The organism is Lactococcus sp. FSL K6-0773 (assembly GCF_038006485.1).
Taxonomy (GTDB): Bacteria; Bacillota; Bacilli; order Lactobacillales; family Streptococcaceae; genus Lactococcus; species Lactococcus lactis.
In genome coordinates this window covers 951,962-965,723 of sequence record NZ_JBBOVF010000001.1, presented here as the reverse complement: position 1 = coordinate 965,723, position 13,762 = coordinate 951,962, and the positions used below count along the sequence as shown (strand labels likewise).

10 protein-coding genes and 1 pseudogene are annotated in these 13,762 nt (G+C 35.7%); all 11 read left to right on the top strand.

Going from position 1 to position 13,762, the window contains the following annotated elements; all coding sequences use genetic code 11:
• Positions 1 to 2 precede the first annotated feature (2 nt).
• Entirely contained in the window at positions 3 to 554 is a 552-nt protein-coding gene (locus tag MHB61_RS04610) for a hypothetical protein (protein ID WP_003132565.1), read from the top strand.
• Positions 555 to 615: 61 nt separating this feature from the next.
• Positions 616 to 1,995 carry a signal recognition particle-docking protein FtsY gene (gene ftsY, locus MHB61_RS04605; protein WP_137015910.1) on the top strand — a complete coding sequence of 460 codons (1,380 nt, stop codon included), beginning with the start codon at positions 616 to 618 and terminating at the stop codon, positions 1,993 to 1,995.
• Positions 1,996 to 2,170: 175 nt separating this feature from the next.
• On the top strand, positions 2,171 to 3,145 hold the full coding sequence (locus MHB61_RS04600; RefSeq protein ID WP_011835531.1) for a ribose-phosphate diphosphokinase: 975 nt from the start codon (positions 2,171 to 2,173) through the stop codon (positions 3,143 to 3,145).
• Positions 3,146 to 3,217: 72 nt separating this feature from the next.
• Positions 3,218 to 3,889, top strand: coding sequence for a helix-turn-helix domain-containing protein (locus MHB61_RS04595; protein WP_003132570.1), 672 nt, complete (start codon positions 3,218 to 3,220; stop codon positions 3,887 to 3,889).
• 70 nt (positions 3,890 to 3,959) lie between these two features.
• Positions 3,960 to 6,449, top strand: a complete 2,490-nt coding sequence (gene leuS, locus MHB61_RS04590) for a leucine--tRNA ligase (protein WP_003132571.1) — start codon at positions 3,960 to 3,962, stop codon at positions 6,447 to 6,449.
• Positions 6,450 to 6,714: 265 nt separating this feature from the next.
• The gene (locus MHB61_RS04585; RefSeq protein ID WP_003132572.1) at positions 6,715 to 7,470 is read left to right on the top strand and encodes a MurR/RpiR family transcriptional regulator; all 756 of its coding nucleotides are present in this window, start codon (positions 6,715 to 6,717) and stop codon (positions 7,468 to 7,470) included.
• 413 nt (positions 7,471 to 7,883) lie between these two features.
• A complete protein-coding gene (locus MHB61_RS04580) occupies positions 7,884 to 9,302 on the top strand; it encodes a PTS sugar transporter subunit IIC (RefSeq protein ID WP_010905577.1) in 1,419 nt (472 codons plus the stop codon).
• 84 nt (positions 9,303 to 9,386) lie between these two features.
• The gene (locus MHB61_RS04575; RefSeq protein ID WP_003132574.1) at positions 9,387 to 10,748 is read left to right on the top strand and encodes a glycoside hydrolase family 1 protein; all 1,362 of its coding nucleotides are present in this window, start codon (positions 9,387 to 9,389) and stop codon (positions 10,746 to 10,748) included.
• Positions 10,749 to 10,998: 250 nt separating this feature from the next.
• Positions 10,999 to 11,802, top strand: coding sequence for an alpha/beta fold hydrolase (locus MHB61_RS04570; RefSeq protein WP_137015907.1), 804 nt, complete (start codon positions 10,999 to 11,001; stop codon positions 11,800 to 11,802).
• A gap of 159 nt (positions 11,803 to 11,961) precedes the next feature.
• A complete protein-coding gene (locus tag MHB61_RS04565; RefSeq protein WP_003132576.1) occupies positions 11,962 to 12,324 on the top strand; it encodes a hypothetical protein in 363 nt (120 codons plus the stop codon).
• A gap of 130 nt (positions 12,325 to 12,454) precedes the next feature.
• A pseudogene (locus tag MHB61_RS04560) lies at positions 12,455 to 13,696 on the top strand (NAD(P)/FAD-dependent oxidoreductase); the annotation flags it as partial.
• Positions 13,697 to 13,762 lie beyond the last annotated feature (66 nt).

The window sequence follows — 13,762 nt, the reverse complement described above, 5'->3', positions numbered from 1 at the left end:
TAATGAAAGATGAAGTTCAACTAAAAAAGTATTTGCCGAGTTTAATTTTTGCGATTATTTTACCAGTTATTGCCTATTTGTTTTTAAAAATGCTTGGGAATTCAGACACTTTAGCTTTAGGAATTGCAACAGCCTTTCCAGTTGTTCATATGCTCTGGTCTTTAATTAGAAAAAAAGAGTTAAATCCTGTTTCTTTAGTGGCAATTATTGGTTTTTTAATTTCACTCTTAGCTGTTTATTTGACGCATGGAAATAATCTTGCTTTCAAGCTCTGGCACCCGATTTTAACGGCTGCTATTGGAACGATTTTTTTGCTGTCAGTCCTTCTAAATCGACCGCTTTTAGAGCTTGCTAGCGAGGGTGAAAATCACAGAAAAATGTTAATAATGACTCTTTTTATGGGCTTGGTTTTTATTTTTCATGCTTTGTCAGTCATTTTATTAGCCTTTTTTGTAGAGACCACGGCTTTCGTTTTGCTTTCAAAGGTAATCGATTTTTCAGCCGTTGGAGTCCTTGTTTTAGGGCTTGCATTTTTAAGAAAAAAATTAAATTAAAATCTTTCATTATATGAATGAACTTTATCATCAAAATGTGATATTTTATTAAGGAGAAAAAATGGGACTTTTTGACCGACTCTTCGGAAAGAAGAAACAAGAGGAAACTAATCATGATGTGCCTGTCAGTGAAAATCAATCTAGTGAAATCACTGAAACAGTCAAGAATGAAAAAGAAAATGAAACTACTAAACGGCCTGAGGTAAATGAAGTGCCAGCAAAAGTAGAAAAAGTTACTGACGAGTCTGTCAGTAAAATGATTGATGTTGAGCCAGAAATTACGGATGAACCTGTCAGTGAAAATGAACCTATTATTTCTGAAAAGGTTGAAGTAGAAGTTACTGACGAACAAATTGTTAAACCAGAAAATGATGAAAAATTAGAAAAAATTACTGACGAAAAAGTAATCTCTGAAACTACAGAAGTGACTGAGAAAAAAGTTACTGACGAAGATGAGGAAGAAGAGATTGTCATTGATATTGATGCTCTGGCTAATATTTTCACTCAATCACGTGAAGAAACTGAGAAAAAATATGAACAGTCATTAACTTTAACTCGTAAGACTTTTTCTGACGGCTTTAATGAACTTTTTGCTAACTTCCGGACAGTTGATGAAGAATTCTTTGAAGAACTTGAAGAAACTTTAATTATGTCAGATGTCGGTGTGGATTTGGCAATGGAAGTGACTGAAGAATTGCGCAAGGAAGCAAAATTAGTTAATGCTAAATCAACAGATGACTTGCGTCAATTGATTATTGAAAAAATTGTTGATAAGTTTGACGGTGAAAAATTACCGACAAAATTGGATATCCAATCGGATGGATTAAGTGTTCTCCTTTTTGTTGGGGTAAATGGTGTTGGTAAAACAACGACCATTGGTAAATTAGCTGCTCGTTATAAAAATGAAGGCAAAAAAGTACTCTTAGCAGCTGCGGATACTTTCCGGGCAGGTGCTATTGACCAATTAGTTGAATGGGGAAATCGTTCAGGCGTTGAAGTAGTCACAAAACCAGCTGGTTCAGATCCAGCGGCAGTCGTTTTTGACGCTCTCGCAAAAGCTAAAGCTGAAAATTATGATATTTTACTTGTGGATACTGCAGGACGTTTGCAAAATAAAGATAATTTGATGAAAGAGCTGGAAAAAATTGGTAAAGTGATTAAACGAGAAATTCCAGATGCTCCGCATGAAACGATTTTGGCACTTGATGCAACAACAGGCCAAAATGCCATTCAACAAGCCAAAGAATTTTCAGCAGTTACTCCAATTACAGGAATTGCTCTGACTAAACTTGACGGTTCGGCAAAAGGTGGGATTGTCTTGTCAATCGTTCAAAGTCTTAAAATTCCAGTTAAATTGATTGGTTTAGGTGAAAAGCTTAATGATTTACAAGATTTTGATGAAGAATTTTTCGTCAGAGGGCTTTTCAAAGAGCTTTTATAAAATATAAAATAAGAAGTAAAAAAGTTTTGTTCAGTTTGGGCAATGCTTTTTTACTTGTCAACGGTTCCATTAAAATAAAGCCGATGAGCGTTTGAAAAAATTGAGAATTTAATGTAAAATAGAATTACATAAAATAGAACTGCTATGTTCTGTAGGAATTAAAGAAAGGCTCTTCATGTCGTATTCAAATTTGAAGTTGTTTTCGCTCTCTTCTAACCACGAATTAGCCCAAAAAGTGGCTAAAGAAATTGGAATTGAGCTTGGAAAAGTAAGTGTTGGTGCACATTCGGATGGCGAAACTGTCGTTCATATTGACGAATCAGTTCGTGGTGATCATGTGTTTATCCTTCAATCAACAAGTGACCCTGTCAATGATAACTTGATGGAACTCTTGATTATGATGGATGCATTGCGTCGTGCCTCTGCTGCATCAATTAACATTGTCTTACCTTACTATGGTTATGCTCGTCAAGACCGTAAAGCTCGTGCTCGTGAACCAATCACATCAAAACTCGTAGCAAACATGCTTCAAATTGCTGGTGCCGACCGTTTAATTACTTTCGACCTTCACGCACCACAAATTCAAGGATTCTTCAACATTCCAGTTGACCACCTTATGGGTTCACCATTGATTGCTGAATATTTCCGTCGTCAATTGGTTTCTGCTGGTGATGATATCGTTGTCGTTTCGCCTGACCATGGTGGAGTAGGACGTGCGCGCAAGTTAGCAAACTTCTTGAAAGCACCACTTGCTATCATTGATAAACGTCGTCCTCGTGCCAATGTGGCAGAAATTATGAATATCATCGGTGATGTTCAAGGGAAAAAATGTATCTTGATTGATGACATGATTGATACGGCTGGAACAATTACTTTAGCGGCCAATGCCCTTAAAGAACTTGGTGCAACAGAAGTCTACGCTTCATGTACTCATGCCGTACTTTCAGGACCAGCTATAGAGAGAATTAATAATTCAGCAATTACTAAACTCGTTGTTTTGGATACTATTGAAATGCCAGAAGAACGTCAAAGTGAAAAAATTGTTCAACTTTCAATTGCTCACTTGCTTGCTGATGCGATTATTCGTATTCACGAACGCCGTCCATTGTCACCACTCTTTGAATTACATCTTCCTTCAGAACAAATCTAAACTAGTAATTGTTGGAATTCAAAGTGGATTTAGGATAAGACTTCAAGCGACCAGAGGTCGCTTTTTTAAAAAATGGAACTAGAAAAAATTAGAAAACTTTACGAGAAAGTTGACCCCAGTCAACTGACAGAGCGAGAAAAGTTACTGACAGAATTGATTTTTACTGACAGAAAATTGAAGACTGATAAACTTCCTAATGGCCGCTATCGTATTTTACAATTTTCAGGAAATAATTTTGAAGAATTGGAAAATACTTTAAAGCTACTTTTACCTGATTTTGTAAAAAGCATTGGGGAAGAAAAAATTGTGATAGAAGCATTTTCAACTGATAGTCCCACAAACTCAGAACTTTTTGATATTTTTCAAACCCTTTCGCAAGATATGGGTGAAGAGGTGACGGCTTATGTTGGCCGTTTTGTCGAGAAAAATAAACTCTCTGAAGTATATTCTGAAGAATACAAAATTTTTGAAAGTCAGCAAACTTTTAGTGAATACATTTTATCAGAAAGCCTAAATCTATCAGAAAATAGAATTTTACAAGAAATCCGTAAAGAATTATTAGAAAATCCTGAAGACCAAAAACTAGTTGAAGCAATGTATAAAGCAAGTAGCAATCAAACGAAAGCAGCAAAAATACTTTATGTTCATCGAAATACGCTGATTAATAAAATCAAAAAATATGAGCAAAAATATGGCTTACAGCTTTCGGGAAGTGACCTAACTCTCGCTTATAATTTATTATAAAAGACAATTTACATTAGCAATATTATGAGAAAGGAACTGAGTTTAATAAAATTGAACTCAAATCTTTAATATGGAATACAATCATCAAGAAATAGAAGCCAAATGGCAAAAATACTGGGCGGATAACAAAACTTTCCGTACAGGAACAGATAAAAATAAACCAAAATTTTATGCTCTAGATATGTTCCCTTATCCATCTGGTGCAGGACTTCACGTTGGACACCCAGAAGGTTATACCGCAACTGATATTTTGAGCCGTTACAAACGCGCTCAAGGGTTCAATGTTCTTCATCCAATGGGCTGGGATGCCTTTGGTTTACCTGCTGAACAATATGCAATGGATACAGGAAATGACCCAGCAGAATTTACAGCTGAAAATATTGCTAACTTTAAACGTCAAATCAATAGCTTAGGCTTTAGTTATGACTGGGAACGTGAAGTTAATACAACTGACCCAAATTTTTATAAATGGACACAGTGGATTTTTACTAAACTTTATGAAAAAGGGTTAGCTTATGAAGCAGAAGTAGCTGTTAACTGGGTTGAAGAACTCGGAACGGCTATTGCTAATGAAGAAGTGCTTCCAGACGGAACTTCTGAACGCGGGGGTTATCCTGTTGTTCGTAAACCAATGCGCCAATGGATGCTTAAAATTACAGCTTATGCGGAACGTTTACTTGAAGACCTTGAAGAAGTTGATTGGCCTGAATCAATCAAAGAAATGCAACGGAATTGGATAGGGAAATCAGTAGGAGCAGATGTGACTTTTGAAGTTGCAGGAACCGACAAATCATTTGAAGTCTTTACGACTCGTCCTGATACCCTTTTTGGGGCAACTTATGCTGTGCTTGCACCTGAACATGATTTAGTTGATGCTATTACGACACCTGAGCAAAAAGAAGCTGTTGCTGAATACCGTCGCAAAGCGAGCTTGAAATCTGATTTAGCCCGTACAGACCTTTCTAAAGAAAAAACTGGAGCATTTACCGGAGCTTACGCGATTAACCCAATTAATGGCCGTAAAATGCCAATTTGGGTTGCAGATTATGTTCTTGCTTCTTATGGACATGGTGCTGTTATGGCAGTTCCTGCTCACGACGAACGTGACTGGGAATTTGCTAAGGTCTATGGACTTGAAATTTTGCCTGTTGTTGAAGGTGGAAATGTAGAAGAAGCTGTTTATACAGAAGATGGCCCTCATATTAATTCAGAATTTTTGAATGGACTTGACAAAGCACAAGCGATTGAAAAAGCCATTGAATTTTTAGAAGAAAAGAAAATTGGGAAAAAGAAAATCACTTACCGCTTGCGCGACTGGCTCTTTAGTCGTCAACGTTATTGGGGTGAACCAATTCCAATTATTCATTGGGAAGATGGCACATCAACAGCGCTCTCAGAAGATGAACTTCCTCTTGTTTTACCAGTAACCTCTGATATCAAACCGTCAGGAACTGGTGAGTCTCCTTTGGCTAACTTGACAGATTGGTTGGAAGTCACACGCGCAGATGGCCTAAAAGGTCGCCGTGAAACTAATACAATGCCACAATGGGCAGGTTCAAGTTGGTATTACCTTCGCTATATTGACCCAAATAATAGCGAAGCTTTGGCAGACCCAGAACTTCTCAAAGAATGGTTGCCAGTTGATATCTATGTGGGAGGGGCTGAACATGCTGTTCTTCACTTACTTTACGCTCGTTTCTGGCATAAAGTGCTTTATGATTTAGGAGTTGTTCCAACTAAAGAACCTTTCCAAAAACTCTTTAACCAAGGAATGATTCTCGGAACCTCTTATCGTGATCATCGTGGGGCCTTGGTTGCAACTGATAAGGTTGAAAAACGTGATGGTGGCTTTTACCATATGGAAACAGGTGAAGCCCTTGAACAAGCTCCAGCTAAAATGTCTAAATCTCTTAAAAATGTTGTTAATCCTGATGATGTTGTTGAACATTATGGAGCTGATACTTTACGTGTTTATGAAATGTTCATGGGTCCACTTGATGCAAGTATTCCATGGTCAGAAGAAGGCCTTGAAGGGGCTCGTAAATTCCTAGACCGAGCTGTTCGAATGATTGAAAATTCAGAGATTAAAGCTGAAAATAATGGAGAGTTGGACAAAGTTTACAATGAAACAGTGAAAAATGTTACTGAGCGTTTGGACTTGATGTACTTTAACACTGCAATTTCCCAATTAATGATTTTTGTTAATGCAGTTAATAAAGCAAAAGCTTTACCGTTAGAATACGCTAATGGCTTTGTCCAACTTTTGGCGCCATTTGCACCACATATTGCTGAAGAACTTTGGGTAAAATTAGGTAATGAAGCTGGAATTTCTTATGTTGCTTGGCCAACATTTGACGAAAGCAAATTAATTGAATCAGAAGTTGAAATTGTTGTTCAAATTAATGGTAAATTAAAAGCAAAAATTAAAATTGCTAAAGATTTAGCGCGTGAAGAACTTGAAAAAATTGGTCGTGAATCAGTTGCTGAGGCTCTTGAAGGTAAAAACGTGGTCAAAGTAATTGCTGTTCCAAATAAATTAGTTAATATTGTTGTAAAATAAAGATGACAATCTGAACATTTATCAGTTAAATCTTATAATAATTAGCTGTCAGTAAAAAAAATGAGAGCTAAAGAATAAAAAGTAAAATAAGCTGGTTGACAATTTGTCGACTGGCTTATTTTATTTTGGAAGTCACAGAAGAGTTTAGAGTTGACCCTCAAAATTCTGTCAGTAATTTATTTATTAAATAAAAATCGATACTGATGAGTTCGCTCAGGATAACAAATAAATAATCAACAACATAAGAAAGGTTGGGTCAGTAAAAATGATTGATTTCTTGCCCGAACAAGTTCGAACGCTCAATGAACTAGAAACTGCGACATTTAATTTTATCTTATCTAATTTATCAAGTATTGATAAAATGTCAGTCAGACAGCTTGCACAAGCTGTCCATGTTTCCACAGCAACAGTTATGCGCATGACCAGAAAACTTGGTTTTGAGGGCTGGGTAGAACTAAAATATTATCTTAAAAACCAAAATCAACTGACAGAAATTCCAGTTAATTACTATGAAAATTTATTACAACTCGACCTATTTTTACGAAAAATAACCTCTAAGGAAGCGGGAAGAAAATTAGAAGAAGCTGTCAAATTAATTCGAGAAGCTCGTTATATTATTTTTATTGGAGTAGGTTCTTCAGGAGCTTTAGCTGAATATGGTGCCCGCTATTTTACAAATATTGGCTTAGAATCTTATGCCATTTCTGATCCTTATCAGGCCGTTAAGGGCAAAGGTGCACCAGATGTTTTAAGCATTGTCTTATCCGCTTCGGGTGAAACAGATAAGATTATTGAACGAGTTGTCAAACTAAGAGAGGAAGCGCCAGCAAAGATTATTTCAATTACAAATCATCCAGAAACGACCTTATCCAAACTTTCAAATATAAATTTAACTTATGGATTCCAAACGGAATATTCCGCCTATGACCCACTTGAAAATTTGACTTCTCAGCTCCCAGTCATTGCTTTTATTGAAATACTAGCTCATCAGGCAATGGAAAAAGCTGATAAATGTAACTAATCCTGTAACAGGTAACAAAGATAGAAAAGCCCCTTGCAAAAAAAATTGTAAGGGGTATTATTGTATTGTAAGCGGTTTAATTAAAAGAGTATAGTCTTCAAAGTATCTGAACTGTCTTAACAAATTGAGTTCGACCTTCTTGAAATAAGTGAAAATGCGATTCGCCTTGCAACTTTGCCTTTTTATCACTTGCTTTAGCAAGTAGAGAAAACGGACAGCGTAGCTGATGAAATCAGCAAAGATAGTCGCTTATAGCGAATGGATTGCGTAGCAGCTTGCTGCGTAGATAGATAAAATACGTTGAGCATTCCAGCTAAGTGCTAAAGCACTTGTTGGCAGGGCAAAACATCAGCACAAAAGACAATTTCCTCATTTCAGAACAGTCGGACTCACATCTTAAAGGAGGTTTATTTATGAACGGCTTCATAAATAATAAAGTCTTACCGCCAATTATGAAATTCGTGAATACACGAGCGATGACTGCTTTGAAAAATGGAATGCTTTTTGCCATGCCATTTATCATTGTTGGGTCAATTTTCTTAATTCTGGCGAATATTCCAATTCCACCTGTGGCAAAATGGTTATCAGACAATGGCTGGTCAGCAATTTTTACCCAAGCATTTAACGTATCATTCGGTATTTTAGCGATTTGGGCAGCAGTCGGTATTGGCTATTCTTATGTCAAAGAAGCTGGATTTGGTGATGTTGCTTTACAAGGAGGATTAACTTCTCTCTCTGCATTTTTCATTGTTCAATCTCTAAGTATTGCAAATCCAATCACAGCGGCACTAGCTACTGGGAAAGAAGCCTCAGGCATTGGGAATCTCACAGGAACACAAGCAACGGCTGCTTTTGAAAAGCTTCCTCATGCCATGCAAGTCTTTCTAAATAATCCAGTGACAGGAGTGCTCAATTTAACTTGGAACGGTGGTCAAGGAATGATTGCGGCCATTATTATTGGTATTCTATCAGGCTGGGCTTATTCAGCAATGATGAAAGCAGGCTGGAAGATTACACTTCCTGAACAAGTCCCATCAAATGTTGCTAATCAATTCACTTCAATGATTCCAACAGGAGTAATTGTCGTCGCTGCTACGGTTGTCTATGCTTTATTTGATAAGATTGGTCATACCGATGCAGTAACTTTTATTTATCATTGGTTATCTGTCCCTCTACAAGGTTTAGGCGGCTCATTTGGTGGAATTATTATTATCTCACTCTTAGTTCCATTCTTCTGGTTCTTTGGGGTTCATGGTGGAATTATCATGGGAGCAATTACCTCTGCCTTTCTGATTCCAAATACCTTTGCCAATGCATCCCTTTATCAATCTCACAAATTGAGTTTAGCTAATGGTGCTCATATTGTGACCAATGAATTCTATAATAACTTTATTAATCTTTCGGGGTCAGGAATTACTTTTGGATTAATTATCTTTACGATTTTCTTTGCTCGTTCAGAACAGATGAAGTCAATTGGTAAAGTAGAGTTAGTCCCAGGTTTATTTAATATCAATGAACCTTTCTTATTTGGATTGCCACTTGTTTTAAATCCAGTCCTTGCTCTGCCATTCTTTCTTGTTCCAGTAGTCGTTTCGGCTACGGTTTACGGAGCGATTTATTTTCACATTGTTCCGCCAATGAATGGTGTTGCCGCGCCTTGGACCACTCCACCAATTATTTCTGGCTTTTTAATCGGAGGCTGGCAATATGCAGTGCTGCAAGTTATTGCGCTTTTAGAATCAATTTTGATTTATCTTCCATTTGCTAAAAAATATGACAAAATGTTGTTAGAACAAGAAGCAAATGCTGAAGTTGAAGAAGTTATTGCTTAGTAATTGAATAAGGAGATTAGAAACTCCGGAGAAACTTTTTCTTCGGGATTTCTTTTTATAAAATTAAAGATAAAAGGGGACAAAATGGAAAATAAAATGCCAAAAGATTTTTTCTGGGGGAATTCAACTTCGTCAATGCAAACCGAAGGCGGCTGGAATGAAGGAGGAAAAGGGCCCTCTGTCTATGATGTGAATACCGTTGGACGTTCTGCCAAAGATTGGCAAGTAACAAATGATAATTATCATCATTATTCCCAAGATCTAGATCTTATGAAAGAAATGAATATGAATATGTATCGTTTCCAAATTTCTTGGTCACGAATTGTTCCTGACGGCGATGGTGAATTTAATGAGGAAGGAATTGCCTTTTATAATCGTCTGATTGATGATTTGCTTGCTCGTGGAATTGAGCCTATGATATGTCTCTATCATTTCGATATGCCATTAAATCTGGCTGAAAAGTACAATGGTTTTTTGAGCCGAAAAGTGAAAGAAGCATTTGTAAGATTTGGGCAAGAAATGATGAAAAGATTTGCTGACAAAGTCAAATATTGGATTGTTTTTAATGAGCATAATCTTTATTTTGCTGACGGTTTTGAGCATTATTCGGGAGTTTTGAAAAAAGAGCTGACACTCTCTGATATGTATACTGTTTTTCATCACACCATGCTTGCTCATTGTGAATTGACCCAATTTTTGCATGAAAATTTTGAAGCAAAAATAGGAGGAATGTTGGCGACTACGGAAATATATCCCGCAACTTTTTCACCAAAAGATAATTTATATCTTAGAAAATTTGATGAATTTTATAATCGAAATCTCTGTGATGTTTATGCTTTTGGTCATTATTCGCATGAGGTTATGACCTATGTTAAAAATCAGAACATCCAAATGGATTTTCAAAAAGGAGATGAAGAAATTTTAAAAAATGGAATTTCTGACTTTATTTCTTTTTCTTATTATCGCTCAATTTTACTTGATGCAAGTCAGCTGACAGAAAATGATGCACCAAATTCTTATTTGACTAAAGGAATGAAATTAAATCCGTTGCTTGAACATAATCAATGGGATTGGTCCATTGACCCAGAAGGCTTTAGAAGAATTCTAAGTAGATTATATAATGAATTTGGATTGCCTGTTTTTCCTATTGAAAATGGCATTGGTCAGTCAGAAATCTGGGATGGGAAAACAAAAATTGCTGATGACTTGAGAATTTCTTATCATCAGAAACATCTTGAAGCCATGAAAAAGGCAATATTTACTGACGGGGTAGAAGTTATGGGTTATCTTGGTTGGGGATTGATTGATATTCCTGCTTCATCTGGTGCTATTGATAAACGTTACGGTGCTGTTTATGTGGATTCAAAAAGTCATAAACGTATTCCAAAAAAATCATTTCATTGGTTTAAAAATGTTTTTGCTTCAAATGGTGATCATTTGGATTAGAATAATCAGTGATAAAAATGAAATAATGATAGAAAACTTATGATTTACTCATATCTCTTAATTAAACTGATAGCTAGGCTGTCAGTTTTTAAATTCATCATTAAAAATTTTACTGACAGAATTTTTTTACTTATTGTCAGTATTTTTATCTGGCTGAAGAATAATCAGTTACTAGAAATCATAATTGGTCAGTGCTGACAGAATTTTTGTTACAATGAAAACATTGGAAAAAGCTTGAGAGGAAACAAAAATGTCTTTTTTTACAACAAATGATTTAGTAAAAATAAATTTTCATGATTATGGTATTCAGTTAAATCAACCTCTGATTCTAATTGGTGGCTATTCGTCCAGTGAAGTTACATGGTTTGCCCAAATAGAAACATTTGTAAATGCTGGTTATCGGGTGATTACTTATGATCATCGCTCACATGGAGATTCACAACAAGTTGATTATGGCTTGACTTTACACCGTTTGGCAATGGACCTAAAAGAATTAATTGACTATTTACAATTAAAAAATGTTGTCTTAATTGGCCATTCGATGGGTGCGGCAACAATTATGGCTTATGAAGAATTATTTACTGACGAAAATGTATCAGCAATAATTACAGAAGATCAGGCCCCAACTTTCTTCAAATCGGCAGATTGGCTCAATGGTCAATATGGGAAAACACTGACAGAGCTGTCAGTATTTATTGATGATTTTCCAAAAACTCGTTTGACACAAAAAAAGTTGTCAGATAGTGTAAAACGAACACTGGGACATGGAATGAAACCTTTTGATTTCAAACGCTATCGTCCTTTACTGCAAAATGTTATTTTGCAAGATTGGCGTCCTGAGCTTGGGCAAGAAAAAAAACCACATTTATTTTTTGCCGGCGAGAAATCTCCGATTTTTCCAGCAATTCATGCTCAAGTAGCGCGTGAATTACAAAACAATCCAAATTCAGAAGTTCAAATTTTTGAAGGATGTGGGCATATCTTACATTTGGAAGAAATTGAGAAATTCAACCAAGCAGTCATTGTTTTTCTCAACAAAATAAAAAAAGACTGATATGGTCAGTCTTTTTTGCTGACCGTCAGTAAAATTTAAACTAGTAAGAAAGGCAGTATTATAGTCTTAAAAGTATTAAATAAATTTTATTTTCATATCATTTTTTTCTCATAATAAAACTTGATAAAATAGAATTAAGAAATGGAAAGGAGCTAAACCATGAAAAATAATAACATGGAACTTGCCCAAGATTCAAAAACTGATGATCAGCAAAAACCAAAGCATTTTAAAATTGAAACAACCGTAATGAAATTAGTAGTAGATAGCTATCTCCATGGCGCTCAAACCTGTGAAGTTCAAAAAGGAAAAATTTTAGGCGTCAGTATTCATCAAGGAGCATGTGATAGTATTCACCTTTTTATTAACGACGACCATAAAGTTACAGTAGAAGTTAGTCAAGGCATTAGCCGAATTTCACTGATGCAAAAGAAAAATATTGAAGATATTGATTATATACTTCCTTTCATGAAATGTTTAGGTGTATCTGAGGGGCAAGTCTTAAAAAATTATTCAATTATTTAAAAAAGCCGTATACTGCGGTTTTTTATTTTAAAAATTACAGAAAGTAAATTTATAAACAGAAAAATGTATATTTATTTCGATAAGAGGTATAATATTTTTTGGAATTATTATTAGTAGGAGGCCAAGAGAAATGGCTAAGAAAAAAATCGTTATTGTAGGTGCTGGATTTGCTGGAGTTTCAGCCACACGCTTACTTGCAAAAAATTTGAAAAATGATGCAGAAATTACAGTTATAGATAAACATGATTTTCAAACTTCAATGACCCAACTTCATGAAGTTGCAGCGAGTCGTGTTGAGGCAGATGCTGTTCAATATCATTTGAATCGAACAATTGGAAAATTTAATAACGTTAAAGTGGTAAAAGAGTCACTTGTTGAACTTGATAAAGCTAACAAAAAAGTGATTACAGATAAAAATAGCTATGACTATGATTATTTAGTCGTTTCAATGGGTGGAGAACCCAATGATTTTGGTGTACCAGGTGTTAACGAATATGGCTTCACACTTTGGTCACTTGAAGATGCTTTGAAAATAAAAGCACATTTGAAAGAAATGGTTCAAGCAGCAGCTAAAGAAGCTGATTCAGAAAAACGCAAAAAATTGTTAACCTTTAGCGTGGCTGGTTCAGGATTCACTGGAATTGAAATGGCCGGAGAATTGATTGATTGGCGTAAAAAAGCATCTAAAAAATACGGCATTCCAGAATCTGAATTTACAATCAATATTGTTGAAATGATGCCAACAATTATGAATATTTTAGACCGTAGTTTAGCAGATAAAGCACTCGTCTACCTTCAAAATAAAAACATCAATGTCCTTGTAAATCATGGAATTACAGCTGTAGCACAAGATCATATCACTGTTAATGTTGGTGGGCGTGACGAGGAAAAAGTTGTTAAAGAAATTCCAGGAAATACCTTAATTTGGACAACAGGGGTACAAGGAAATACAGAAGCAGAAGCTTGTCAACTTTCCGAAACAGAACGTGGTCATCGTCTTCAAGCAAATGAGTACATGGAAGCGATTGGGGAAGAAAATCATGGCATCTATGTTGCAGGAGATGTATCAGGTTATATTGTTCCCGAAAATGGTCGACCAACTCCTCAAATTGTAGAAGCAGCAGAACAAACAGGAAGCACGGCCGCTAAAAATATCATTGCAGATATTAAAGGTGGCGAAAAAACCAAATTTGTTGGAAATTATCGTGGAACACTGGTTTCTATTGGTTCAGGCTATGCGGTTGGGACAGTTGGAAAAACAAAATTAAGTGGTTTTTCAGCAACATTCATGAAACACATGGTTTATCTTGTTTATACCTTTGAAATTCGTTCTGGTCATTATTTCTTCAAATATATCAATGACCAACTTTTCCACAAAGGGGCAATTTAAGTTAAAATAAAATATAAATATAAAACTTTTCCATAAAAAAATTTGGAA